Source organism: Streptomyces sp. NPDC029292 (assembly GCF_055569295.1).
In genome coordinates this window covers 491,889-517,630 of sequence record NZ_JBVHXR010000001.1, presented here as the reverse complement: position 1 = coordinate 517,630, position 25,742 = coordinate 491,889, and the positions used below count along the sequence as shown (strand labels likewise).

Below are 25,742 nucleotides of genomic sequence, written 5' to 3'. Positions count from 1 at the left end.
TCACAGTGACCCGCACCTTGTCAACCGGCCCCGGGCGCCCGACCATCGGTCCATGACGGACGGTCCGGCGCCGAAGTCGGTGCTCGCGCGCGGGGCGGCCCTGCTGCGTGCCTGCGGGGACGCCGAGGGCGCGCTGAGCCTCGCCGAGCTGGCGCTGCGCACCGGGCTGCCCAAACCTAGCGCGCACCGCCTGATCGGCGAGCTGGTCCGGCTCGGGCTCGTCGAGCGCACCACCGACGGCCTCTACCGGATCGGGCTCGCCCTCTTCGTGCTCGGCCAGTCGGCGCCGTCCGCCCGGGAGCTGCGGGACGCCGCGCTGCCGTACCTCTGCGACCTGCACGAGGAGACCCGCGAGAACGTGCACCTCGCCGTCCCCGACGGCTCCGACACCCTCTTCCTGGAGAAGATCACCGGCCGCCGCGCCACCCCGATCGTCTCGCGCACCGGGGGCCGGCTGCCGGCGCACTGCACGGCCACCGGCAAGGTCTTCCTCGCCCACGACCCCCGGCCACCGCACCCCTCCCTGCCCCGCCTCACCCCGCGCACCCTCGTCCTGCCGGGGCAACTGGCCCGTGACCTGGCCGCCACACGCGCCCGCGGCTACGGCGTCAACCTGGAGGAGGCCGAGGTCGGCATCTCGGCCGTCGCGGCCCCTGTCTACGAACACGGCCGTGGCCCGCACCCGATCGCCGCGATCTCGGTCACCGGAGGCACCCGCCGACTCGACGTCGACCGCATCGGAGCGAGGGTGTGCGCGGCGGCGCGAGCCCTGACTCGCACGCTGTCGGCGTGACAGAGGGTTTTCGACCCCGCCAGCCCTACCCTCCGCTGCAATCAGCCCGGCCGCGTCACCCCCGACTGCATCGCCACCGCCAGTGCGTGCTCCGTGAGCCGCTCCCCATGCACCTCGCCCACGACCCGCCCGCGCACGAACACCAGCACCCGGTCGCACACCTCGGTCAGTTCCGCCAGGTCGGTCGAGGCGATCAGGACGGCCGCGCCGCCCGCCGCCAACTCGCCGACGATACGGTGCATTTCGGCGCGTACGCCGACGTCGACGCCCCGGGTCGGATCGTCGAGGACGACGATGCGGGGCTCGGTGGCGAGCCACTTGGCGAAGACGACCTTCTGCTGGTTGCCGCCGGAGAGGCGGGCCACGATGTCGTACGGGCCGCCGCGCAGCCGGAGCCGTTCGGTCAAGTCGCCGGTGCGGCGGACCAGTTCGGCGCGCGACGGAAGCATGCCGCCGCGCCCCAGGGCCAGCCAGCTCACCGCGGTCGCGTTCTCCCACACCATGCGCTCCGCCATCAGCCCGAACCGTTTGCGGTCGCTGGGGACGAACGCGACGCCCGCGCGCACCGCGGCACGCAGCGAGTGCGGCAGGCCCCGGCCGCCCACGTCGACGCGCCCCGCCGAGATCGCCGTACGCCCGCACACCACTTCCAACGCGTCGAGATGGCCCGCCCCTTGGAGCCCGGCGACCCCCACCACCTCGCCCGCGCGCACGGTGAAGGTGACGTCGGCGAGCCGCCCCGGCACGCTCACCTCGGACAGTACGACCGGCGGTGGCCCCTCGGCGACGGAGCGCGTGCGGCGTACGGCCGGAGGCGGCTGACCGCCCAGCATCGCCGTCACCAGTTCCGGCACGTCGACGTCCTCCCGCCGCGTCCCGGCCAGCGCGACCCGCCCGTCGCGCAGCACGGTCACGCGCTGCGCGAAACGCATCACCTCCTCCAGGAAGTGGGTGACGTACAGGACCGCGATGCCCCGCCCCGTGAGGGTGCGCAGCACCTGTTCGAGGCGGTCCACGGCGGTGGCAGGCAGTGCGGAGGTCGGCTCGTCGAGGACCAGCACCTTGGGGCGCCGCAGCAGCGCCCGGGCGATTTCGGTCAACTGCTGGTCGGCCAGCGGCAGTTCCCCGAGGATCGTGCCTGGTTCGGCGTCGAGCCCGAGCTCGGCGAGGACCGGGCGGGCGGCGCGGTCCATGGCGCCCCGGTCCAGCAGGCCGAAGCGGCGCGGCGGGCGGTAGGGGTAGAGGTTCTCGCGGACGGTCAGGTCGGGGAAGAGGCTCAACTCCTGGGACACCACGGCGATTCCGCCCGCCCGCGCCTCCTTCGCGAGCCGCACCGTCCCGTCGTCAGGCGCCACCGTGCCCGAAAGGATCTGCACCAGCGTCGATTTGCCCGCGCCGTTCTCGCCCACCAGCGCGTGCACTTCGCCGCTCCGCAGCCTGATGCCCGCTCCGTCGAGCGCCCTGACCCCGCCGTACGACTTGACCAGGTCCCGGGCCACGAGCATGTCGCCTTCACTCATCTCAGCGCGCGTCCTTCAGGGGCTTGAGCTGGGCTTTCTGGTCGCCGAGCAGCTTGTCGATCGTGGGCTTGTACCAGTCGTACGCCGCCTTCGCGGACTTCTGCCGTGTGATGATCTCGTCGATGTTGGACTGGTCGACGACCCCGCCGGGGGACAGGAACCAGCCCTTGAGCAGCTTGCCGTCGTTGTCGCGCACCGCCTGGATCAGCATCGCGGTCGACAGATAGCCCTTGAGGAAGTGCTGCGGGTCGATGGTGACGAAGTTCGAGCCGTCCTTGACCGCGTCGAGGGTCTTCGGGTCGACGTCGAAACCCGCCGTGAGCCAGGTGCCGTTCTCGGCCTTCTTGATCTTCGCGAGGTTGTAGCTGTCCGCGTCACCGACGCCGAGGAAGGCGAGCGCCTTGGGGTGCGCGTTCACCTGCGCCGACCAGGAGCTGTAGTTCTGCCCGGGATCGCTGTACGTCTGGAAGGGGCCGAGCACCTTCACACCAGGGGCTTCCTTCTTGAAGGTGTCGGCGATGCCCTTGGCCCGGTTGTCGAGCACGGGCGTCCCGGGGTTGGGCACGCCGATGACGATCTGCCCCTGCGGATCCTTGCCCAGCCGCTTCAACGCCTCCTTCGCCATCAGCTCGCCGAGCGCGTAGTTGTCGTTGCCCACATAGAAGTCGACCTTGCTGCCGTCGGTCGGCGAGGTGTCCAGGGCGACGATCGGAATGCCCTGGTCGACGGCGCGCGCGGCGGGCCGGGTGAAGATCGGCGGGTCGAGGTTCTCCAGGACGATGCCGTCCTTGGCACGGGCGGTCAGATTCTGGAAGAGCTGCACCTCGGCGGGCCCGTCCGTGTTGGGCGGCCCGACCGCCTTGAAGTTCACGTTCCCCTCGTGGCTCGCCGCGCTCTCGGCGCCGAGGACCATCTCATGGGCGAAGTTGAGGCTGATGTTGGCCACGGCGATACCCATATTGAGCTTGCCGTTCTTGCCGCCGGAGCCGTTCCCGCTGCCGCAGCCGGCGGCGGCGAGCAGGGCCAGCGCGCCGAACGCGGCGGACAGCGTACGCAGTCGGGGGTGCATCACGGCCTCCAAACAGGCTCTGTACAGGGGGACTTCAGCGGCGTCGGCGTCCCGTACGGCGCAGTGCGCTGTCCGCCGCGACGGCGACGAGGATCACCCCGCCCGTGGCGAACGACGTCCAGTTGATGGGTACTTCGAAGAAGACGAGCCCTGAGGCGACGACGGACAGGATCATCGCTCCGGCCACCGCCCCGACCACCGATCCGCGTCCGCCCGCGAGCGGGGTGCCGCCGATGATGCACGCGGCGATGGCCTGCAACTCGTAGCCCTGGCCCAGCGTCGGGTCACCGGCCCCGTAGAAGGCGAGCGCGAGCGCCGCCGCGCAGGCCGTGGTCAGTCCGGACACCGCGAGCGCCTGGATCCGGGTGCGGACGACGGGGATGCCGCTGAACGCGGCGGCGTCGGGGTTGGACCCGATCGCCCGCACCCGCGCGCCGAAACGCGTCCGGGCCAGCACGACCGCCAGCACCACGACCGCGGCGAGCAGCACCCACAGCGCGAACGGAACCCCCGCCGCGTCGCCGCCCGCGAGCGTGAAGAACGAGTCGTCGAGCGGCAGGTCGGTGATCTGCTTGCCGTCGGCGAGCGCGAGCCCGACGCCCCGGTACAGCATCAGAGTCCCCAGCGTCACGATGAACGAGGGCAGCGCGAGCAGCGTCGTGACCAGCGCGTTGAAGACGCCCAGAACGATCCCGGTGACCAGCATCACCGGAACCGCCAGCCAGGGCGCCGTGCCGTCCCGCACCAGCAGGGCCCCGACGACCAGGCACATCGCGTAGGTTCCGCCCACGGACAGATCGACCTCGCGCATGGCCAGCGCGAAGACCATCCCGCACGCCATCAGCGAGATGTAGACGGAGTTGTGGGCGGTGGTGAGCAGGTTGTCGCTGTCGAGGAAGTCCGGGTAAGGGATGCCGATTCCGGCGATCAGCAGCCCGAGGACGATGAGCACACCCAGCTCGTCACGGATCAGCCGCCGGGGGAGGGCCCCGAACTGCCGTCGTCCGCCGCCCTGTTCGCGGGCGCGCTCGGCGTCGTCCACGGCACGCTCGGTCTCGGTCATCGGGCACGGCTCCCGTACGGCTGACGCTGGGCGGTCGCCCCGCAGCGTGGGCCCCGCGAACGCCCGCGGCAACAGGGCCGTTCCGGCGAGTGGAATGCGCTCTTGCCGAGCGCCTGACGGCTCATCACACTCGGCGCATGGAGACACGTACCGCCCTGGTGACCGGAGCGGCACAGGGCCTCGGGCAGGCGTTCGCCGTCGCGCTCTCGGGGCGCGGATTCCGGGTCGCGGGGATCGATCTCGTTCCGCAGCCCGAGACGGCCGAACGGGTGCTGGACTACGTGGAGTTGATCGCCGACGTCACCGACGAGGACCAGATCGGGGCGGCGCTGGAGCGTGTCATCGACCAGTTCGGGACACTGCACGTACTCGTCAACAACGCGGGCGTGTACCCGGAGTCGGCCTTCGAGGACACCACGCCCGAGGAGTGGCGGCGGGTCATGCGCGTCAACCTGGAGGCGCCGTTCCTCGTGACCCGCGCCGCGCTGCCGTATCTGAAGGCGGCGGGCTGGGGCCGGATCGTGAACATCACCTCGGCGGCCGTCCTCACCGCGCCGCCGACGATGGTCGCGTACGTCTCCTCCAAGGCGGGCCTGATCGGCTTCACGCGCGCGCTGGCGTCCGCGCTCGGGCCGCACGGCATCACCGTCAACGCGATCGCGCCGAGCATGGTGCGCACCGCCACCGCCGAGCGGACCGTCGGCGCGGACGGCGGCTTCGAGAACGTCCGCGCCCAGCAGGCCGTCCCGAAGACCCAAGTGCCCTCCGACCTCGTCTCCACCCTCCTCTACGTGGTCGACGAGGGCAGCGGGTTCCTGACCGGCCAGACCCTCAATGTGGCGGGTGGATCCGCCTACTTGTGAGGGTTTCCTGTAGGGACGGCGGGGACGCAACCGGACGTGTCCCTCCGGCGTCCTAGGCTGCCGTAGATCATGATCACGTCAACGGAGGGGCCGTACGTGCGGTGCACCACCAAGCGAGTGCTGCGAGGAGCCGGAGTCGGCGTTCTCGTCCTGTCGCTCGCGCTCACGGGATGCCAGGGCAAGAAGAGCAAGAAGAAGAGCCGGGGGAAGTCATCCACATCCCGCAGCCGCACCATCGGCGGGACGAGCGGCGGATCGAGCAACAAGGGCGGCGGGTCGCTGAGCGGCGCCCAGCAGGCGCAGTCCGTGCTGCCGCCCGCCGACAGCATGCCCACCGCCCTGCGCACGGTCAGCGAGGCGCTCTCCAGCCGCGCCAAGGCACCGACGAGCTGCAAGGAACCGTCCTCGAAGTGCAAGAACGCCGTCGCGCACGGTGACGTCGGCTACCGCGGCACCGCCCTCGCCGGCTTCGAGGTCATCGTGTACAGCAACGCGCGGGCCGCGAAGAAGGCCTTCCGCTCCTGGGACAGCTACGTCCGCAACAGCGCGAGCAAATATCAGGTCCTCAACACGGCGACGTACGACGCCGGAAGCGTCACGTTCCAGTTCAAGTCCGGGTCCGATGCGAATGTCCAGGAGACGGTGATCCTCCAGGGGAAGTTCATCGGCACCCTGGACTACCGCGACGACGCCAACTTGGCGAAGCCGGGCGCCGCCGGCACGCTGACCGGTCTCGCGCAGATGTACGCCGAGCGGCTGCGGCAGATCGCGGCCGACGAGACGCCCACCGCGTCGGCGGCGGGGCTCAAGGTCTCCTAGGCCGTGGGGAGTGGCTCAGGAGTCCTTGAGCCACTCCCGCAGTTCCTCCTTCAGCGAGCGCTGGAACGTGGTGAGCAACGCCTGCACCACCAGCGGCTGCATGTGCGCCGACAGCGACTTCACCGCCGCCACGGACTCGCGCTCGCCCACCGCGTCACGCAGCAGCGTGGACAGCTCGTGGGCCGCCGCGCGCGAGTGCTCCAGCAGGACGGTCCGGGCGGCGAGGATCGTCTCGTGCGCGAGCGGCACGTCGAGGAGCTGTACGCCGAGCCGCAGCAGCGCCGGGTCCACGCGGAACGAGTCCGCGGCCCGCTCTATGACGTTCATCGCGGCGAGCCGGTCCAGATCCTCCTCGCCCAGCAAGCGTCCGGCGCGCCGCTCGAGTTCCTCGCGCGTCACGTCCTCCGCCGCGTCGGGCGCCCAGGAGGCCACCACGGCACGGTGGATGGCGAGATCCTGGGCGCTCAGGCCGGGCGGCAGCTGCTGGAGATAGCGCTCGATCGCGGCCAGCGTCATGCCCTGGCGCTGCAACTCCTCGATGAGCGCGAGCCGGGCGAGATGCTCCTGGCTGTAGTGACCCACGCGCCGGGGGCCGATCACGGGCGGCGGCAGCAGGCCCTTGGTGCTGTAGAAGCGGACCGTACGGACCGTGACGCCCGCACGCGCGGCCAACTCGTCGACCGTGAGCGTCGGCTCCTCGGTGTCCGTCGTCATGGCAGGTCCTCGCCTTTCGGGTCGTGCGGCGTTCGCCCTCCGGGGCCGGCGGCGACGCGGTGCAACAGTATTGCTGTCTCACCAGTGTTGTGAAAGCGTCCGACGAGGCACGCCCAGCCCACGGCGCCAGGAGGCGGTCATGACCACGATCCTGCGACTTCCCGGGGAGCCCGCCGAACTCACCCTCCCCGCCCTGCTGCTGCGCAACGCCGAGGACCACGGAGATCTGCCGGCGCTCTCCTGGCGTACGGGGGACGGCTGGACCACGCTCACCTGGAGCGAGGTGCGCCAGGAGACCGCCGCCCTCGCCGCCGGATACGCGGCGCTCGGCGTCGGACGTGGCGACCACGTCCTCATGATGCTGAGCAACCGACCCGAGCACTGGCTCAGCGACCTGGCCCTGACGCACCTGGGCGCCGTCCCGGTCACCGTCTACGGCACCGCGGCCCCCGAACAGGTCGCCCACATCGCCCGGCACAGCCGCGCCCGCCTCGCGCTGGTGGAGGGCGCGCGTGAACTGGCGCGCTGGGAGCCACTGCTGAGGGATCCCGGCGCGCCTTTGGAGCGGCTGGTCGTGGCGGAGGCGTCCGCGGCGGGACCCCATCGGACGTATGAGTCGCTCAAAGGGCACGCTTTCACAGAGCACGCCCTCACAGAGCACGCCCTCACAGAGCAGGCCCTCACAGAGCGCCCCCTCACAGAGCACTCCGCCAAAGAGCACTTCCTCAAGGGGCACGACACCGTCGACAAGGCCTGGCGCGAGACCCGCTCCACCGACCCCCTCACCGTCGTCTACACCTCGGGCACCACGGGCGACCCCAAGGGCGTACGCATCACCCACCGCAACGTCGTCCTCAACGCACTCGCCCTCGACCGCCTCGTCGAACTCCCCGACCACGTGGAGCACATCTGCTACCTCCCCTTCGCGCACATCGCCGAGCGGATGCTCGGGATCTATCTGCCGGTGTTCCGCGCGTCGCACGTGTACCTGTGCGCGGACCCCGCGGAGGTGGGCGCGATCGCACGGGAGTTGCACCCCGCGCAGTTCTTCGGGGTCCCGCGCGTGTGGGAGAAGCTCGCCTCCGCCGTACGGGCCGCGCTGGCCGGACTCCCCGAGGAGCGGCGCGCGGCGGTGGAGGCCGCGCGGGAGACGGCACGCGCGCGCGTGGCCTGTCGCGAACGCGGCGAGGAGCCGTCCGCGGAGCTGGAACAGGCGTACCGCACGGCGAAGGAACAGGTGCTCAACCCGATCCTCGCGCTCGCCGGATTCGATCGCCTGGTGTGGACGGCGAGCGCCTCGGCCCCGATGCCGCCGGATGTCGTCGCCTTCTGGGCGGGCTTCGGCTTCGCGATCATGGACGCGTGGGGCCTGACGGAGACGATCGGTGTCGCCACCACCAACAGCCCCGGCGCGTTCCGTCTCGGCTCGGTCGGCAAGCCCCTGGACGGCCTGGAGATCCGCGTCGCCGAGGACGGCGAGATCCTGGTGCGCGGCGGGACCGTCTTCGACGGCTATCTGCGCGCGGACGGCTCGGTCGAGGACGCCCGGGACGCCGACGGCTGGTTCGCCACCGGTGACATCGGGCGGATCGACGAGGACGGCTTCCTCTGGCTCACCGACCGCAAGAAGGACATGATCATCACCTCGACGGGCAAGAACGTCTCCCCGGCGCTCGTCGAGAACGCGCTCAAGGAGAACCCCTTCGTCGACCAGGCCTATGTACACGGCGACGGCCGCTCGTACCTGGTGGCGCTGCTCGTCCCGGATCCCGCGGCGGGCGCCGACCCGGCCGCGCTGCGCGAAGGGATCGCCCGCGCCGTGGAAGAGGCGAACGCGCGCCTCAGCCGCACCGAGCAGATCAAGCGCTACCGGGTGCTCGACGCGGAGTGGAGCCCCGAGACGGGCGAGCTGACCCCCTCCCTGAAACTGCGCCGCAGGGCGATCCACGAGCGCTATGGACACGTCATCGAGGAGTTGTACAGCCCCTGATCACCATGTGAGATGTACTGCTATGTGACGTGTGCCACCGCATACGGGGTGATCTCTGGGGGAAGGTGGCGCCTGGGCCTGTGCCGCGTCAGGGGCGGTGCGGACCAAGGCACATCCGGACACCCGCGTACGCCGTGCGTCGGGCGCACCAGAGAGTAGATCCACCCGTGAGCAAGGACGCCGTAGACACGGCCAAGGCCGCATCCCGCACCGATGCGATGCAGACGTCCCCGTCGCCCGCGGACGCGGGCGACGCCGGTTACAGCAAGGACCTCAAGGCCCGTCACGTCAACATGATCGCGATCGGCGGCGCGATCGGCACCGGACTCTTCCTCGGAGCCGGCGGCCGCCTCCACAACGCGGGCCCCGCCCTGGCGATCGCCTACCTCGTCTGCGGCATCTTCGCCTTCTTCGTCGTACGCGCCCTGGGCGAGCTGGTCCTCTACCGGCCCTCCTCCGGGTCGTTCGTGTCGTACGCGCGCGAGTTCCTCGGCGAGAAGGGCGCGTACGTCGCCGGGTGGATGTACTTCCTCAACTGGTCGACGACCGGCATCGCGGACATCACCGCGATCGCGCTCTACACGCACTACTGGAGCTTCTTCACCGACATCCCGCAGTGGGTGCTGGCCCTGATCGCCCTTGCGGTGGTCCTGGCGGTGAACCTGATCTCGGTGAAGATCTTCGGCGAGATGGAGTTCTGGTTCGCGATCATCAAGGTCGCCACTCTCGTCGCCTTCATGCTGATCGGCATCTTCCTGCTGGCCACGCAGCACGAGGTCGGCGGGACCACGCCCGGCCTGAGCGTCATCACGGACAACGGCGGGATCTTGCCGCACGGCATGATGCCGGTCGTCCTGGTCATGCAGGGCGTGATCTTCGCGTACGCCGCCCTGGAACTGGTCGGCGTCGCCGCGGGCGAGACCGCCGAGCCGGAGAAGGTCGTTCCGCGCGCGGTGAACTCGATCATGTGGCGCGTGGGCCTCTTCTACGTCGGCTCGGTCGTGCTCCTCGCGCTGCTGCTGCCGGGGTCCGTCTACTCCGCCGACCAGAGCCCCTTCGTCACGGTCCTGTCGAAGATCGGCGTCCCCGCGGCCGGCGACGTCATGAACCTGGTCGTCCTGACGGCCGCCATGTCGTCGCTGAACTCCGGTCTGTACTCCACCGGCCGCATCCTGCGCTCCATGGCCATGGCGGGCTCGGCCCCCAAGTTCACCGCCAGGATGAACCGCAGCCAGGTCCCGTACGGCGGGATCCTGCTCACCTGCGCGGTGTGCGTGCTCGGCGTCGGCCTCAACTACCTCATGCCGAGCCAGGCCTTCGAGATCGTCCTGAACGTGGCGTCCCTCGGCATCATCAGCACCTGGGTGATCATCATGATCTGCCACCTGGTGTTCGTTCGCCGCGCCAAGGAGGGGCTGGTGACCCGCCCGTCGTTCCGCCTTCCCGGCAGCCCGGTCACCGAGATCGTCACGATCGCCTTCTTGCTCGCCGTGCTCGGCCTGATGTGGAACGACCCCGAGGTCGGCCGCAAGACGCTGCTCCTCATCCCGGTGATCGCGGTCCTGCTGGTCGGCGGCTGGTTCGCGCTCCGCCGCCGGATCTCGAAGGCCGAGGACCAGGAGCTGAGCAAGCTCACGAAGTAGCAGGTCACGGGCGACTGTCAGTGGCAGCGCCTACGGTGGCGTCATGTCGGGGATCATGTATGTCCGGGGTGACGCCACCGTTCCGTCGGTCAAGGGCGTCAAGGTGATCGCCCATGTCTGCAATGACATAGGGGGATGGGGGAAGGGCTTCGTGCTGGCGCTCTCGCGCCGCTGGCCGGAGCCGGAGGCGGCGTACCGCGCCTGGCACCGGGACCGCGCGCACAACGACTTCGGCCTGGGAGCGGCCCAGTTCGTCCAGGTCGACCGGTATGTGTGGGTGGCGAACCTGGTGGGACAGCGGGGGATCCGCACGGGCAGCAAGGGGGTGCCCGTGCGCTACGAGGCCATTGACACGGCGCTCGGATCGCTGGGGGACAAGGCCGCCGAGCTCGGCGCGTCCGTCCACATGCCGCGGATCGGCTGCGGGCTTGCGGGCGGCAGGTGGTCCCGCGTGGAGCCGCTCGTCATCGAGCGGTTGGTGAAACGGGGGATAGCCGTGACCGTGTACGACCACGGGGACTGAGCGCGTTTCGGTCATTTATGGCGACGCGTACTCGACGCCCTCCGGATGTTCACGGCCACGCGCACTTGGCGCGCTCCGGCTGCTTACCGCCACGCGGACTCGGCGCGCTCCCGATGTTCACGGCACGCGGACTCGCCGTGATCCAGCTGTTCACGGCCGTGGCGGCCGAACTCGCCCCCGCTCCTGACCTCCAAGGACAGGCACGCGGGTTTCGCGTTGGCCGCGGCTGACAGTTCTTGCAGAAAGTTTCGTCAACTCCTTGCAGGCGATGTCGATCAGCTGTTTAACTCGGCGCTCGGTGACCGCAGTTGACGGAGACCGGTCCGAGGGCCGGCCGATCCGAGGAGTGTCGTGACGGCGCAGACATCCGTTGTCGAGCCCGGGGTCCGAGGCGACGACAGTGGCTTCACGCTCCATGCACCCGAAGGGATTTCGTACCGCGTAGACCTGACCAAGGACGTGCTCGCCCCTGACAACCCACTGCTGGCCGACTACTGCGAGGGCCGCCGGGTCGTCGCCTTCCTCGGCCCGACCGTCGAACGGCTCTACGGCGAACGGCTCCGGAGGTACCTGGCCGCCCGACTCGCCCCGGGCAGTTGGAGCGTGGTCGTGACCGGCGGTGGTGAGGACCGCAAGACCATGGAATCGGTCGAGGAGATCTGCGCCCAGGCCAAGCTCGCGGGCCTCGACCGGCGTGGCGTGATGCTGGCCGTCGGGGGCGGCGTCACCTGCGATCTGGTGGGCTTCGCCGCCGCGATCTACTGCCGGGGCGTGCGCTACATCAAGGTCAACACGACACTGGTCGGCCAGGTCGACGTCGGTGTCGGCGTCAAAACGGGCGTCAACGCCCTCGGCACCAAGAACATGCTCGGCGCGTACCACCCCGCGCATGCGTCGATCAACGACCCCGGCTTCCTCCATACGCTGCCGTCGCGTCAGATCCGTTGCGGGCTCGGTGAGATAGCCAAGATGGCGATCATCAAGGACGCACGGCTCTTCCGCGTGCTGGAGGAGCGTCCGGACGTCTTCCGGCACTTCGGCCGGAGGGCGGCACACGACGCGCGGGACGTCATGAACGTCCTCGCCATCGACGACGTCGAGGACTACGTGCTGCGCACCGCCATGGCGCTCATGCTGGAGGAGCTCTGCCCCAACCTCCGTGAGCGCGACCTGGCCCGGCTGGTCGACTTCGGGCACACCTTCGGGCCGGTGATCGAGACGGCCAGCGAGTACCGGGTCGCGCACGGCGAGTCGGTCGCCGTCGACATGGCCCTGTCCACCCAACTCGCCCGTGTGCTCGGCCTGATCGACGATGAGGACTGCGCGCGGATCATCAGTCTGATCAGCGGACTCGGCCTGCCGATCCACGACCCCGAAACCTGCACGCCCGAGCTGATGGAGCGAGCGCTCAGAGCCTCCTGGGAGCGGCGCGGCCGCCGTCTGCACCTCGTCGTGCCCGACGGAATCGGCTCGGCGGTGTTCGTGGACGACCTGGAGGACATCCCCGCCGCCGCCCTGACAGAGGCGCTCGCCGCCCTCGCCGCTGACGCGCCGCGCTCGGTGGCAGCCGCTCGCTGAGGCCGGGGGCCACCTCACTGCACGGCCCCCGGCCGTCACCCTCACCCACCGGGGGACGCCAGGCCGCCATGCGTCGGCGCATCACGTGCGCACGCACCAACGCACGCACGGAGCGCACGCACGAGTCCACGCACCGCCGCATGCACCACCGCACGATCAACCCCCGCGCCCAAGAACGATCCCGCACATCGCGACAGGAGCCGCCCGAGATGAGTCCCACAGAACCGCCCCCGGCCCCCGGCCCGACCCGCACCAGGATCTCCAACCTGCACGAGGGCCTGCTGCGCGGGGTGACGGCCGACCACGGCGGAGTCGGCACGATCCTGGCCCACCGGGCCTACCGCCGAGAGGACGCACCGGCCGGCATCGCCTTCATCGACCTGGTGGTCCTGCCGCCGCACACCTCCATCGGACTCCACCGGCACGCCGACGACCAGGAGACGTACGTGATCCTCGATGGCCGGGGTCGGATGACCCTGGACGGTGAGGAGTTCGAGGTCCGCACCGGCGACGTCGTCCCCAACCGCCCGTATGGTGAGCACGGCCTGGCCAACGACTCGGACGGCGACCTGCGCCTGCTGGTCTTCGAGGTCGGCCCGCTGGAGGGCGGCCGATGACCGGTCCCCGCCAACTCGCCCTGCTGGCCCAGGAGTCCGCCCATCTGGCGCCGGGCGCGTCGGAGGAGGCCGAGCTGGGCCGCCGCGTCTTCGTGTCGGGCAGCGGAGCCGTCCTCACCGACCTGGACGGTAACCAGTACATCGACCTCGCGGCCGGCACCCTCACCCAGTCCCTCGGCCACTGCCACCCCGAGGTCGTCGCCGCGCTGACCGAACAGGCCACCCGGCTGTGGAACGTCCACGACTTCGCCACCGTCGACCGCGCGGAGCTGTGTGAGCTGCTGGCCGGCCTGCTGCCGCCGGAACTGGACACGTACTCCTTCTTCTCCACCGGCGCCGAGGTCGTCGAGGCCGCGCTGCGCGCCGTGCAGGCCGTCGCCGAGCCGGGCCGTAACCGTATCGGCGCGCTGCGCCACGGTTTCCACGGCAAGACCCAGGGCGCCCGAATGCTCGTGCACTGGGACATCGGGAACCAGGCCTTCGCCGGCAACAGCGTCCTCGGCTACTCCCCGTACTGCTACCGCTGTCCACTCGAACTCCAGTACCCCTCCTGCGGGGTGCGCTGCGCCTCGCTGGTCCGCAAGCACATCGCCGAGAAGCCCAACGTCTCGGCGCTGGTCTTCGAGCCCGTGCTCGGCGCGGCCGGAGTCATCGTGCCGCCGCCCGGTTACTGGGAGCAGATCGCCGACAGCTGCCGTGAGCACGGGGTGCTGCTGGTCGCCGACGAGGTACTGACCGGCGGCGGGCGCACCGGAACCTTCCTGGCCAGTGAGCGGTTCGGCATCGAACCGGACCTGGTGGCGCTCTCCAAGGGCATGGCCTCCGGATTCCCCTTCGCCGTGCTGGCCGGGCGCTCCTCGGTGCTGCGCCACCCGCAGGCGGGCCGGGCCGGGTCCACCGCCTCCACCTACTCCAACAACCCGCTGGGCATCGCCGCCGCCCGGGCCACGCTCGAAGTGGTGGCCCGCGACACCCTGATCGAGCAGGTCCACGTCCTTGGCGAGCTGCTGGACGAGCGGCTTGCCGAACTGCACCGCAAGTACGAGGTGTTGGGCGACGTGCGGGGCATCGGCCTACTGTACGGGCTGGAGTTCGTCCGCAGTCGTACGACCCGGGAGCCCGCGCCCGACGTCGCCCGCGAGGTCTACCTCGCCGCACTCGACCTCGGTCTGCGCACCTCGCTCGGCGGCCACATCATCCGCCTCGCCCCGCCGTTCACCATCGACCGGGGACTCCTGGAAGAGGGCGTCACCCTGCTCGGCCGCGCCCTGGAACGGGTCACGGGGGCCCACCGGTGAGCGTCGACCGTGTCGCGGAGGGTGTCCGTTGATCGTCGCGGAGAACCTCGTCAAGGAGTTCAAGGTCTACGAGCGGAGGCCCGGCCTGCTCGGCAGCCTCGGCACGCTGTTCAGCCGCGAGCACCGCATCGTCCGAGCCGTCTCCGGTGTCTCCTTCGAGATCCCGGCCGCCACGAAGGTCGCGTACATCGGGGCCAACGGCGCCGGGAAGTCCACCACCGTCAAGATGCTCACCGGCATCATGAGCCCGACCTCCGGCCGCTGTCTGGTGGCGGGCCTGGAGCCGTACCGGGAGCGGCGGCGCAACGCCGCCAACATCGGCGTCGTGTTCGGCCAGCGCAGCCAGCTCTGGTGGGACCTGCCGGTGCCGGACTCCTTCCGGATCCTGCGCCGCATCCACGAGATCCCGGACGCGGTGTACCGGCGCAACATGGCGCTCTACCGCGACCTGCTCGACCTCGACGGCCTTGGCAACACGCCTGTACGGCAGTTGAGCCTCGGCCAGCGGATGCGCGCCGAGGTGGCCGCCAGTCTGCTGCACGACCCGACCGTGGTGTTCCTGGACGAGCCGACCGTCGGGCTCGACCTGGTGCTCAAGGAGGCCGTCCGCGCGCTGGTCAACCACGTCAACGCGGAGCTCGGCACCACCGTCATGCTCACCAGCCACGACATGGGCGACATCACCGCCATCTGCGATCAGGTGCTGGTGGTCAACCACGGAGAGGTGGTCCACCAGAGCACCATGCACGAGCTGCTCCGCACCGCCGACACCCGTGCCGTCGTCTTCGAGCACCAGGGCGGTCCGGGCCCGGAGCAGGCGATCGCCCTGATAGAGCGGGAACTTGACGGTGTATCAGCCACGCAGGTCGAGGGCGGGCGCCTCAAGGCGGAGTACCCGGCCGACCGCTGGTCCGCCCGGCAGGTGATGGGGTTCCTGCTGGAGCACTTCGACCTCACTGACTGCGTCGCCCCGGAACCCGACCTGGAGATGGTGCTCCGCCGTATCTACACCGGCCGGGCCGGGAACCGGGAGGTCGCCGTATGACGGCCGAGGCCTCCCGCGTACCGAGGGCGGCGTCCGCCCTGCGCCGCTACACCCCGTTCGCCGCCTCCAGCCTGCAGAGCCTGCTCCAGTACCGCTCGACCTTCCTGATCAACGCGGTCACCGCGACCGCGGCGGTCGGCGTGCAGATCTTCCTGTGGCGCGCGGTGTACGCCGGCCGCGCCGGTGGCCCGCCCGGCGGCTTCGACCTGCCGCAGCTCACCACGTATGTCCTGCTGGCCCAGGTGCTGGGGCTGCTCCAGGCCAGCCGCGTCGACGAGGAGGTGGCCGGGGAGGTACAGCGCGGTGACATCGCCGTCTCGCTGCTGCGCCCCGTCAGCTACCCGCTGGCCCGGTTCGCCGCCGGCCTCCCGGTCTCGCTCTCCAATGCCGTCCTGGTCGCCGTACCCGTGGTGCTGCTGTACGCGCTGCTGCTGCCGCTCGCCGCGCCGGCCTGGACGGGCGTGCTGCTGTTCGCGCTGTCCACCGGCCTCTCCCTGGTGATCGGCTTCGGCGTGAACCTGCTGGTCGGCCTCGCCGGTTTTGTCACCACGAACATCTGGGGCGTACGGGTGGTCAAGGACAGCCTGGTCGCGTTCTTCGCCGGTCAGGTCGTCCCGCTCGCCCTGATGCCGGGGCCGCTGGCCGCCGTCGCCCACGCGCTGCCCTTCCAGGGCATGATCGACGGACCGCTGCGGCTGCTCCTGGGCCGCTACGACGGGGCCGCCGACGCCGCCGGGATCCTGGCGGGCCAGGTCGCCTGGGCAGGGCTGCTGACCGGCCTCGCCGCCGTGGCGTGGCGCGGGGCCGTACGCCGGGTGGAGGTGCTCGGCGGATGAGCCCCCGACCCGAGGCCGTACGCTCCGACGCCGTACGTTCCGAGGCCGTAAGTTCTGAGACCGTACGTTCCGAGGCTGTACGTTCCACCCTCGTCCGCCCCACCGGTGTACGGTCCACCGTCGTCCGCTACACCCGGCTCACCTGGTATCTGAGCGGCGTCAGCCTGCACCGGCTGACCGAGTACCGGATGGACTTCCTGCTCGGCGCAGGGGGACTGCTGCTGCGCGTGGTGTGCCAGGTCGCCGTGATCGGCATGGTCTTCCGGCAGGTCCCCGTCATCGCGGGCTGGAACTACTCCCAAGTGCTCTTCCTGCTGGGCTTCTCGCTCCTGCCGCGCGGCCTCGACCGGCTGTTCACCGACCAACTGTGGATCCTCGCCAGGAAGTTGGTGCAGAACGGCGAGTTCTTCCGCTATCTGATCCGGCCGGTCCACCCGCTGTTCTCGTTGCTCTCCGAGCGCTTTCTGTACCCGGACGGCTTCGGTGAACTGCTCACCGGAGTGGCCCTCACCTGGTACGCCGCAGACCGCGTCGACCTGGACCTCAGTGCCGGACAGCTCCTGCTCGCCCCGCTGCTGGTGCTGTGCGGCACCCTGATCCTCGCCTCGATCAAGACGCTCTTCGCGTCCCTCGCGTTCTGGACCACCAGCAGCTTCCCGGCCCTGTACGCGGCCAACCAGCTCGGCGACTTCTCCGGCTACCCCCTGGACCTCTACCACCCGTCCCTGCGGTGGCTGCTCACCTGGCTACTGCCGTACGCCTTCACCGCCTATGTCCCCGCGTCCTACCTCCTCTTCGGGCACGCCGCCATGCTGCCGTGGCTGTTCGTCGTGACCGTCGGGCTGGTGACGCTCGCCCTGGTGGTCTGGCACCGGGGCGTCGACCGCTACGAGATGACCGGGAGCTGAATTTGGACACCCTGCTGCTCGGCAGCACCCCGCCCGCCACGGTCCGCCTCCTGCGCGAGGCCCCCTGGATGGACGAGACGGGCCGCCGCACCGGACACTTCGACCTCGTCGACCAGGCCGCCCTCGGCACCGTCCAACTGCTGATCGTCGCCTCGGCCGAGGACCCCTCCGCCCGCTGGTTCGTACCCGTGCCGCACACCGACCCCGGTCGCACCGCCGACCGCACCGCGGAGTACGACCGGTTGGTCGTGGAAGCCCTGCGCGAGGGACTGCGCCTGCCCACCCAGTGCGGCAACCTGATCGAGTTCCGCGGCGCGCCCGCCGCGTACCTGGCACAACTGCCGTACGACTTCGGCTGGTCCTCCAACGCCCTGTCCCTGCTCGACCTCGGCGGCAGCGCCCACGCTCACAAGACCTACCGGCGCATCGGCGTCGGCACCCGGGAACCCGAACTGCTCAGGCTGATGGCGGGAGGCGGCCGGACCCAGCAACCCGTCGGCGACTACACCTACGTGGACTCCACCACCGGCCGGCGCGAACCGCTCGGCGTGCTCTACCGCTACGCCGAAGGGGACGGTCTGAACGTCCCGCTGCGGGAAAGCATCCGGGCCCTGTGGCCGCTGCTGACCGCGGGCGTCGACGTCGAGGCCGCCGTCACCGAGTCGCAGCGCGGCCTCACGGCACCCTTGCGCGAGACCGGCCGCTTTCTGCGCGACTTCCACCGGGACATGGCCGAACGGCTCGGTCCGCAACCGGAGTTCCCGGCCGAGGGCTTCCTCGCCGAGGCCACCGCGCGCATCGACGCACTGCGTCCGCTGATCCTCGCCGACCCCCGCATCCCGCTCCCCGTCCGCCGAGCCGCCGTATCCGGCCTGGACCGCGAGCTCTCCGCGACAGCCACCCTGCCTCCGCAGCCCTGGCCCACCGGCCCCTGCCACGGCGACCTGCACCTCTCCCATCTGCTGCGCCGCGAACACCCCGACGGCAGCTGGGAGTTGTGCGTCATCGACCTCTCCACCCCACGGTCGGACCCGGCCGACCCGGCCACCGCCCAGTCGCCCTGGCAGGACCTGGCCGCCCTGCAGCGCGGCATGGAGATCTTCACCGCCGACGAGTTCTCCGACCATGCCGCGCTCACCCTCGGCATGGACCCGGACGACACCTGCCGCATGGCGCTGCTGCTCGCCTCCGGCGAGGCACCCGACACCCCCGGCTGGACCCCGCACCGCCTCGCCGAACTCGACCGGCTGCGCGCCGCCGCCCGGCTGTGGGCGGCCCGGGTGAGCCAGCTGCTCATCGGTGACACGGCGGGCGGCGACATCACCGGAGCCGTACGGACGAGCCGGCCGATGCCCGGCCACCCCGCCTGGCGCCTGTTCCGGCTGCGCCGCCTCGTCCACGAACTCGACTACGCCTACGCCCACGACCGCGCCTACCACGCGGCGATCAACCTGCGGCACGCCGTGGAGGCCGGAGGCCTGCCGAACACGACGGTGGGCGGCCCGCAGGACACCACGGCAGTCAGCCTGCCGGACACCACGGTGAGGGACTGACGCCCGTGCACATCATCGAGACCTACTTCGAGTGCGGCGGCTTCGACCACCGCTTCCTCCAGGGCGGCATCTCCGTCTACCTGTGGAACCTCTCCAAGGCCTTCGCCGAGAAGGGCCACCACGTCTCCGTCGTCACCCCGGCGCACGGCCGCCTCGACGACCTGCGCGCCTCGTACGACCTGGAGACACTCGACTACCGGGACACGTACGAACTGCCCCTCGTCCTCGACCCGGAGACCTGGGGCGACCGCTTCCCGTCCGAGGTCCGCGTCCCGCTGACCACCACCGCGCACCGGCTGCGACTGGACGGCATCGACCTCTACTTCCTGTCCAACGACCTGCTCGACCAACTGCCCGACCGCTTCTACCCGCCCTACGGGAGCAAGGGCCAGGACCTGGTCTTCTTCAAACCGCTCGCCTACCAGGTGGACAGCGTCCGCTTCATCCGCCACCGGTTCGCCGACCGGAAGGCCCTGGTGCACGCCCACGAGCCGTACTACCACTATCTGATACCGGCGGCCTTCCGGGACGACCCGAGCAAGCTCGTCGTCGGGACCGTGCAGAGCAACATGCCGATCACGAAGCAGGTCTACCGGCCGAAGGTGCGACGACTGCTGGAGTTCCTGGACGCGGGTGCCGCGCTCCCCGCAGAGGACACCGCTCGCCCGCTCACCGAGCACGAGAAGGTGATGAGCGGCTACCAGCAACTCACCCATCTGCACTACGAGTACGGCCCGGACCACGTCCGCGTCTACGACCTCGTGGCCGATCACGCGGACCTCGTCGACTTCCTCTCGCCCGGCCACCTCGACTTCTACACCGACTTCGCCGACACGCCGTTCGAGGAGCTCTTCACCCGACTGCCGGTCCACGACACCGTGCGCCGCAACGCCCACAAGAGCTTCGTCGGCGGCTGCGCCGTCGGGGACACCTGGACGGCCGGCGCACCACCCGCCATCGACCGGGCGGCCGTCCTGCGCGGTCTCGGACTCGACCACGAGCTGCCGACCTTCTTCCACAACGCACGCTACGCCGTCAACCACAAGGGGCAGACCGAACTCTTCCGAGCCGTCGACCGGGTGCTGACCGAGGGCCTGGCGGCCAACTTCGTGCTGCGCTGCATCAGCGACGGCGGCATCGAGGATCCCTATGTCCAGGAGGTGGTCGAACGGCACAAAGGACGCGTCCACCTGGAGTGGGAGCGGGTGGAGGAGCGGCGGATCGTCGAGTACGCGGCCTCCTCGGACTTCTGCCTCTTCCCCTCCAAGTTCGAGATGGACACCTTCCTGATCGCCCAGGGCGAGGCGATGGCCGTGGGCGCGGTGCCGATCGCCACCGCCCAGCTCGGCATGGCGCACTTCGGCCATGTCGCCGATCCGCTGCACGGCCCCGACGCAGAGCGCGCCACCGGGTTCGCCGTCAACCGCTCCTTCGCGGAGGACGACACCCTGCTCGTCGACGCCTTGGTCCGCCGCATCCACCAGGCCGCGGCACTCCTGCGCGAACAGCCCGAGCAGTACCGCAGGCTGCGCGCCAACTCCATCGCCACAGCACGCCGGTTCACCTGGAAGCACGCCGCCGACCAGCATCTGACCGCCTTCACCCGGCTCTGGGAGGGGGACAGCCCAGAGCTCAACCGGGAGGGAGACAGCCCAGGGCTCGGCATCGACCGGATCCTCCGGCACGGCTGGTTCGACCTGCTGCCCGACGAGGCGTACGACACCCACCGCACCGCGATCGCGGAAGCCGCCCTCCGGCTCGGAGACGCCGCCGCCTACCGGCGCTGCCGACCGCTGGACGCCCCCGCGGCCCGCGCCCTGTTCGAAGCCGCCTGGGACCGCGGCGACTTCGCCCGCTGCGAGCAGACCGCCGACAGCGACCCGACGCTGCGGGCCCGCCTCGACGGCCGCAGCTCGGTCGAGGACGGCCGGATCGTCTTCCGGCTGCCGCACGCCGAGCGCGTGGAGCTGGTCCGGCTCGACCGGGACGAGCCCGGGCGGAGACGCCGGGTGAGCGTCCAGCGGCTCCTCCGCTCCGGTGCCGAGTTCTCCGGTGAACTCCAGCCTTGCGACGGTCAGTTGAGCCTGCTGCTCACCCTGGCCTCCGGTCGCTGCGCCTGGGACGTGGTGCGCCATGGCTGACGGAGTGCGCGCCGTGCTGCTGGCGGGCGGCGAGGGCCGTCGCATGGGCCGGCTCGGCCACGGCAGACTCAAACCGCTGGTGCCCTTCGGCGGCTCCTGCCGCCTGATCGACTTCTCCCTCGCCAACGCCGCGGCCTCCGGCCTGGACGAGGTGCTGCTGCTCTCCCAGTACGAGGAGCGGCAGTTGATGGACGACCTGCACGACACCTGGTGGCGCCCCGGTTTCCGGGTGCACTTCGGCCCGTACGACCGTGCTTACCGCGAAGGCGCCGGGTACCGCCCGCTGCCCTCCGCCGGGCCCCCGGAGCGTGGCACCGCCGACGCGCTGATCCGCAAGGCACCGTACGTCTTCGGACCCACCACCTCGGAGGTGCTGGTGCTGCACGCCGATCACGTGTACCGCTTCGACTACGGGCCGCTGATCGAACGACACCGCAGCCAGGGCGCGGCGCTGACCGTGGCCTACCAGCGGATCGAGCGGCGTTATGTCCCGCTCTTCGGGATGGTCGAGTTCGACGCCGCCGGGCAGCTGACGAGCTTCGTCGAGAAACCCGCCGAACCGACCAGCGACCTGGTCTTCGCCGCGTTCTGCGTGTTCGACGCGGCCGTGCTGCACCGCTATCTGGAGAAGCTCGACGGCACCGACTGGCAGCACGACATCAGCCGGGACGTCATCCCCGCCATGCTGGCCGGCGGCGAACGCATCCTGGGCCACGAGGTGCCCGGCCACTGGGAGGACATCGGCACCGTCGACCGCTACCACCGGGCCCATGTGGCCCTGGCGAGCGGAGAGTCGGGGCTGATGCTCCATCAACTTCCTCGCACCGTACGGCCGGACGTGGCGAGGGAGCTTATCGTCGCCGCACCCGGCATCGAGCGCAGCGTGGTGCCCGCCGATCTCGTCAACGAGGGCCGCGTCGAGCGCAGCGTGGTGTTCCCCGGGGTCCGGATCGGTGCCGGGGCCCTCGTCCGCCGCAGTGTGCTGCTGCCGGGTGCGACCGTCACCGCCGGGGCCGACATCGACTCCGCCATCGTCCTCGAGGACGGACACGTACAGCAGTCGGCGACCTACCCCCAGATCTTCCCGGGAGGAACCAGTGCCTGAAAGGGCCTTCACCGTCGCCGACCTCGGCGGCACCACACTGCGGATCGCCCGTTACGACGTGGGGTCGGGCACCGTCGACGACATCCGGCGCACCCCGACCGAGGGTATGGACCGGCATCCCGGCGCGCCCGTGCCCGAGCTGCAGACCAGGGTGAGCGAACAACTGGCCGAGCTGGCCGTCGAGGCCGTCGCCCGGCATCGCAGCAGCGCCCTGGCCGTCGCCTTCGCCGGGCCCGTCACCGCCGACGGCCGGATCGTGACCGCACCCACCGTCTGGGGCACCCGAGGCGAACCGCTCCCGCTGCGCCTCCTCCTGGAGGAGCGCCTCGGCCTCCCCGTAGTCGTCGTCAACGACCTGACGGCGGCCGTCTGGCGTTATGTCGACCACGCGTCCGACCAGCCGTTCTGCCTCATCACGGTGAGTTCCGGGATCGGCAGCAAGGTCTACCGGGCGGGCGAGGTGCTGCTCGACCCGGAAGGCCACGGCGGTGAACTCGGGCACTGGCGGTGTGACACCTCCCCGCAGGCGCCGCTGTGCGACTGCGGCGGCCGCGGTCACCTCGGCGGGATCGCCTCGGGCCGCGGGATGCTGGCCGCGGCGCGCCGTGCCGCGCTCGCCGACCCGGCCGGCTATGCTCGCTCGGCCCTCGCGTCCGCCGCGCCGGACCCGGAGCGGCTCGACAACCCGGCGCTGGTCGCCGCCGTACGCCGTGGGGACGCGTTCGCCACCGCCGTACTGCGCGGCGGGCTCGCCCACCTCGCCTCCGCGATCACCTCGGTGTTCACCTCCATCGGCGTACGACGCTTCGTCATCATGGGTGGATTCGCGCTGGCCGTCGGCCCGCGCTTCGCCGAACTGCTCACCGAGGAGCTGGAGCGGCTCGGCTGCTTCGGCCTCGGCACCGAGGAGATCCGCCGCATGGTCGTCCTCGGCGAGCCGGACGACGACCACGGCCTCATCGGCGCGGGACGCCTGCTCGCCGCCCGCAGCACGGCCCGGCAGGCGGTGACGGTGTCGTGACGCGCACCTTGATCGTGGGCAGCGGGTTCGTGGGGCGCGCTGTCGCCGGGCGGTTGATCGCCGCGGGGGAGGACGCCGTGCTGGCGTCGCGGAACGCGCCCGGCGCCGCGACCTTGGAGTCCCCGGGCGGGGGCACCGCCTCGCCGTCCCCGGGCGTGGTCGACGCCTGGGTGTCCCTGGAGACGACCGTCGGAGGCTCGGCCGCTCCATGGGTCCGCCTCGACGCGGCCGACGCCGAGGCCTGCGCCCGTGTCGTCGACCGCGTCCGGCCCGACCGGCTGGTCCTGGTGCACGGCCCGTCCGACGTGACGTGGTGCGAGGCCCATCCCGAGCGGGCCGCCGCGCTGCACACCGCGGCGGCGGCCAACCTCACGGCCGCGGCGCCTGGTTGCCGTACGGTGCTGATCTCGACCGACAACGTCTTCGACGGCACGTCCCCCGCGAACGGCGAGTCCGCTCCCACGGCCCCCGCCAACGCCTACGGCCGGGCGAAGCTGCGCGCCGAGCGCATCGTGCGGGAGTCGGTCGACGGCACCGTGCTGCGGGTGAGCCTGATCTACGGCTGGGAGCCGCCCGGGGCCGACAAGTGGCTCAACTTCTTCTCCGCCTGCGCCCACCGGCTGCGCGGCGGGGAGCGGGTCGAGGCGCCGCACGACCAGTGGACCACCCCCGTACTGGTCGAGGACGTCGCCGCGGTGACCGCCGCCGTACTGCCCCCGGGGGCGCCCCCGCTGCTCCACCTCGGCGGCCCCGACCGGATCTCGCGCGCGGCCTGGGCCGAGGTCGTCGCCGACGGCCTCGGCGTACCGCGCACCCAAGTGGTGCCGGTGCCGAAGGCGGCGGGCCGGTACGCCAGCCGCCCCACCAACACCTGCCTGACCAGCCATCTGCTGGACGGCTTCCTCGCCGCGCGCGGCCTGCGGGTCCGCGGTGTCGCCGAGGGCGCCCGGACGCTTCTGGAGGCCCCCGCGTGATCCGTACCGTCCACTCCCGCGAGGTGTACCGCAACCCGTGGATGACCGTCCGCGAGGACGACATCCAGCGACCCGACGGGAGCCCCGGCCTGTACGGGGTGGTCGACAAGCCCGACTACGCCCTGGTGATCCCCCGTCAGGACGGCAGGGTCCACCTCGTCGAGCAGTACCGGTATCCCGTCGGCGGCCGGTACTGGGAGTTCCCCCAGGGGTCCTGGCCCGAGGGACACCAGGGCGAGGCACCGCTCGACCTCGCCCGCGCCGAACTGCGCGAGGAGACCGGCCTGTCGGCCGAGCGTATGACCTACCTGGGCCGACTGCATGTCGCCTACGGCTACTCCAGCCAGGGCTGCCACGTCTTCCTCGCCGAAGACCTGACCCAGGGCGAGCCGGAACGCGAGGCCACCGAGGCGGACATGCGCCAGCGATGGGCCGCACCCCACGAATGGCGCGCGCTCGTCCGCTCCGGCCGCATCACTGACGCCGCGACCCTGGCGGCACACGCGTTGCTGGGGCTGCACGAGGAGCCGTACGAGGGGGCGCGCGGCGAGTCGTACGACGGGCCGCGTGCCGAGTCGTACGAGAGGCCGCACTCGGAGTGGAGCGGGGACGCGCCCGCGGAGTCGGGCGCGCATGTGCGTGGCGAGCCGCACGTGGAGGTCCGGCCATGAGCGCCCCGCCCTCCCGTGACCGTGACTACCGGTCCTCCCGTGTCCATGGCCGCCCGCCCTGCTCCGACGTGGACAACCCGCCCCGTTTCGCCGTCATCGCCACCGACCTCGACGGCACGCTGCTCCGCCGCGATCTGAGCGTCTCCGCGCGCACCAGGGCCGTACTCACCCGGGCCGCCGCGTCCGGGGCACGGCATCTGGTGGTCACCGGTCGCCCGGCGGCGGGCTGCCGCAGCCTGCTCGCGCCGTTGGGCTACCAGGGGATCGCGGTCTGCGGTCAGGGTGCCCAGTTGTACGACGTCGGCGCCGACCGGCTGCTGTCTTCGGCGACCCTGGACCGCGCCACCGTGCGCATGCTGGTCGCGCGGATCGCGGAGGCCGCGGGAGGGCTGGAACTCGGCGTCGTCACGGCGGGTCTGACCGGCGAGTTCCTGGTCACGCCCGGCTTCGGGGAGCGCGTCCGGCACGGCTGGCGCCTGGTGGAGCGACCGGACGAGCTCTGGGCGCGGCCGGTGGAGAAGGTGCTGATCCGCAGCCGGCGGCTGGACGACGACGCACTCGCCGCGCTGGCTCAGCGGTTGTGCGCGGACGAGATCGCCGTCACCCACTCGGGCGAGGACATGGTCGAGTTGCTCCCGGCCGGTGTCAGCAAGGCGAGCGGCCTGGCCGCCGCGGCACGCCGACTCGGCTTCACCGCGGCCGACACCATCGCTTTCGGCGACATGCCCAACGACATCCCGATGCTCGAATGGGCCGCCCACGGCGTCGCCATGGGCAACGCCCACGCCGAACTCCGCCGCCGCGCGGACGAGATCGCCCCCACCAACGAGGAGGACGGTGTCGCGGCGGTCCTCGAACGCCTCTTCCCGACGCCCACGCCGACGCCGACGCAGACACCGACTTCCTGAGCGCAAGACCCCGGCCCCGACGGGGTTGGTCGCAGCCCTATGGGCTTGGCCCTGCCCCGACGTGCTCGGCCGGCCCGACAGGCCTGGCCC

The 25,742-nt window shown here is 71.1% G+C and carries 23 protein-coding genes; 19 read left to right on the top strand and 4 right to left on the bottom strand.

Features of this window, described 5'->3' with window-relative positions; translation table 11 throughout:
- Positions 1–52: 52 nt before the first annotated feature.
- On the top strand, positions 53–793 hold the full coding sequence (locus ACZ4WS_RS02390; protein ID WP_467976379.1) for an IclR family transcriptional regulator: 741 nt from the start codon (positions 53–55) through the stop codon (positions 791–793).
- A gap of 41 nt (positions 794–834) precedes the next feature.
- Here ACZ4WS_RS02390 and ACZ4WS_RS02385 read toward each other — a convergent pair whose 3' ends face one another.
- The 3 genes from ACZ4WS_RS02385 to ACZ4WS_RS02375 are packed head-to-tail and all read right to left on the bottom strand — an operon-like array spanning position 835 to position 4,445.
- Positions 835–2,313: a sugar ABC transporter ATP-binding protein gene (locus tag ACZ4WS_RS02385; RefSeq protein WP_467976377.1), complete on the bottom strand. Its 1,479-nt coding sequence runs from the start codon at positions 2,311–2,313 to the stop codon at positions 835–837.
- A 1-nt stretch (position 2,314) separates the two neighbouring features.
- Positions 2,315–3,382 (bottom strand): sugar ABC transporter substrate-binding protein, encoded by a 1,068-nt coding sequence (locus ACZ4WS_RS02380; protein ID WP_467976375.1) that lies wholly within the window; start codon positions 3,380–3,382, stop codon positions 2,315–2,317.
- A gap of 34 nt (positions 3,383–3,416) precedes the next feature.
- Positions 3,417–4,445 (bottom strand): ABC transporter permease, encoded by a 1,029-nt coding sequence (locus tag ACZ4WS_RS02375; RefSeq protein ID WP_467976374.1) that lies wholly within the window; start codon positions 4,443–4,445, stop codon positions 3,417–3,419.
- A 137-nt stretch (positions 4,446–4,582) separates the two neighbouring features.
- Here ACZ4WS_RS02375 and ACZ4WS_RS02370 point away from each other — a divergent pair, with 137 nt between their 5' ends.
- Positions 4,583–5,308, top strand: coding sequence for an SDR family NAD(P)-dependent oxidoreductase (locus ACZ4WS_RS02370; RefSeq protein ID WP_467976372.1), 726 nt, complete (start codon positions 4,583–4,585; stop codon positions 5,306–5,308).
- A 69-nt stretch (positions 5,309–5,377) separates the two neighbouring features.
- Positions 5,378–6,127, top strand: a complete 750-nt coding sequence (locus tag ACZ4WS_RS02365) for a hypothetical protein (protein ID WP_467976370.1) — start codon at positions 5,378–5,380, stop codon at positions 6,125–6,127.
- Between the two features lie 15 nt (positions 6,128–6,142).
- Here the strand turns inward: ACZ4WS_RS02365 and ACZ4WS_RS02360 are convergent, their stop codons facing one another.
- Positions 6,143–6,841: a MerR family transcriptional regulator gene (locus ACZ4WS_RS02360; protein ID WP_467976368.1), complete on the bottom strand. Its 699-nt coding sequence runs from the start codon at positions 6,839–6,841 to the stop codon at positions 6,143–6,145.
- Between the two features lie 139 nt (positions 6,842–6,980).
- Here ACZ4WS_RS02360 and ACZ4WS_RS02355 point away from each other — a divergent pair, with 139 nt between their 5' ends.
- The 16 genes from ACZ4WS_RS02355 (at position 6,981) to ACZ4WS_RS02280 (ending at position 25,652) form a co-directional block, all read left to right on the top strand.
- Positions 6,981–8,831, top strand: a complete 1,851-nt coding sequence (locus ACZ4WS_RS02355; protein ID WP_467976366.1) for an AMP-dependent synthetase/ligase — start codon at positions 6,981–6,983, stop codon at positions 8,829–8,831.
- Positions 8,832–8,998: 167 nt separating this feature from the next.
- Positions 8,999–10,474: an amino acid permease gene (locus ACZ4WS_RS02350; RefSeq protein ID WP_467976364.1), complete on the top strand. Its 1,476-nt coding sequence runs from the start codon at positions 8,999–9,001 to the stop codon at positions 10,472–10,474.
- A 43-nt stretch (positions 10,475–10,517) separates the two neighbouring features.
- Entirely contained in the window at positions 10,518–10,997 is a 480-nt protein-coding gene (locus ACZ4WS_RS02345) for a macro domain-containing protein (RefSeq protein ID WP_467976362.1), read from the top strand.
- A gap of 351 nt (positions 10,998–11,348) precedes the next feature.
- A complete protein-coding gene (locus ACZ4WS_RS02340) occupies positions 11,349–12,575 on the top strand; it encodes a sedoheptulose 7-phosphate cyclase (RefSeq protein ID WP_467976361.1) in 1,227 nt (408 codons plus the stop codon).
- A 209-nt stretch (positions 12,576–12,784) separates the two neighbouring features.
- Positions 12,785–13,192, top strand: coding sequence for a cupin domain-containing protein (locus tag ACZ4WS_RS02335; RefSeq protein ID WP_467976359.1), 408 nt, complete (start codon positions 12,785–12,787; stop codon positions 13,190–13,192).
- Complete coding sequence (locus tag ACZ4WS_RS02330) at positions 13,189–14,490, top strand: aspartate aminotransferase family protein (RefSeq protein ID WP_467976358.1); 1,302 nt, start codon at positions 13,189–13,191, stop codon at positions 14,488–14,490. Before ACZ4WS_RS02335 ends, ACZ4WS_RS02330 begins: the two co-directional genes overlap by 4 nt.
- Before the next feature lie 28 nt (positions 14,491–14,518).
- Positions 14,519–15,535: an ABC transporter ATP-binding protein gene (locus tag ACZ4WS_RS02325; protein ID WP_467976357.1), complete on the top strand. Its 1,017-nt coding sequence runs from the start codon at positions 14,519–14,521 to the stop codon at positions 15,533–15,535.
- A complete protein-coding gene (locus tag ACZ4WS_RS02320) occupies positions 15,532–16,371 on the top strand; it encodes an ABC transporter permease (protein WP_467976355.1) in 840 nt (279 codons plus the stop codon). Before ACZ4WS_RS02325 ends, ACZ4WS_RS02320 begins: the two co-directional genes overlap by 4 nt.
- Positions 16,368–17,279 (top strand): ABC transporter permease, encoded by a 912-nt coding sequence (locus ACZ4WS_RS02315; RefSeq protein WP_467976354.1) that lies wholly within the window; start codon positions 16,368–16,370, stop codon positions 17,277–17,279. Before ACZ4WS_RS02320 ends, ACZ4WS_RS02315 begins: the two co-directional genes overlap by 4 nt.
- 2 nt (positions 17,280–17,281) lie before the next feature.
- Positions 17,282–18,832, top strand: coding sequence for a phosphotransferase (locus ACZ4WS_RS02310; protein WP_467976352.1), 1,551 nt, complete (start codon positions 17,282–17,284; stop codon positions 18,830–18,832).
- Positions 18,833–18,837: 5 nt separating this feature from the next.
- Positions 18,838–20,973 (top strand): glycosyltransferase, encoded by a 2,136-nt coding sequence (locus ACZ4WS_RS02305; RefSeq protein WP_467976350.1) that lies wholly within the window; start codon positions 18,838–18,840, stop codon positions 20,971–20,973.
- Positions 20,966–22,078, top strand: a complete 1,113-nt coding sequence (locus ACZ4WS_RS02300; protein WP_467976349.1) for a sugar phosphate nucleotidyltransferase — start codon at positions 20,966–20,968, stop codon at positions 22,076–22,078. The genes ACZ4WS_RS02305 and ACZ4WS_RS02300 overlap by 8 nt, the downstream gene beginning before the upstream one ends.
- Positions 22,071–23,099 carry an ROK family protein gene (locus ACZ4WS_RS02295; protein WP_467976348.1) on the top strand — a complete coding sequence of 343 codons (1,029 nt, stop codon included), beginning with the start codon at positions 22,071–22,073 and terminating at the stop codon, positions 23,097–23,099. Before ACZ4WS_RS02300 ends, ACZ4WS_RS02295 begins: the two co-directional genes overlap by 8 nt.
- Positions 23,096–24,073, top strand: coding sequence for an SDR family oxidoreductase (locus ACZ4WS_RS02290; RefSeq protein ID WP_467976346.1), 978 nt, complete (start codon positions 23,096–23,098; stop codon positions 24,071–24,073). The genes ACZ4WS_RS02295 and ACZ4WS_RS02290 overlap by 4 nt, the downstream gene beginning before the upstream one ends.
- Positions 24,070–24,744 carry an NUDIX domain-containing protein gene (locus ACZ4WS_RS02285; protein WP_467976345.1) on the top strand — a complete coding sequence of 225 codons (675 nt, stop codon included), beginning with the start codon at positions 24,070–24,072 and terminating at the stop codon, positions 24,742–24,744. The genes ACZ4WS_RS02290 and ACZ4WS_RS02285 overlap by 4 nt, the downstream gene beginning before the upstream one ends.
- Entirely contained in the window at positions 24,741–25,652 is a 912-nt protein-coding gene (locus ACZ4WS_RS02280) for an HAD family hydrolase (RefSeq protein WP_467976343.1), read from the top strand. The genes ACZ4WS_RS02285 and ACZ4WS_RS02280 overlap by 4 nt, the downstream gene beginning before the upstream one ends.
- Positions 25,653–25,742: the final 90 nt, after the last annotated feature.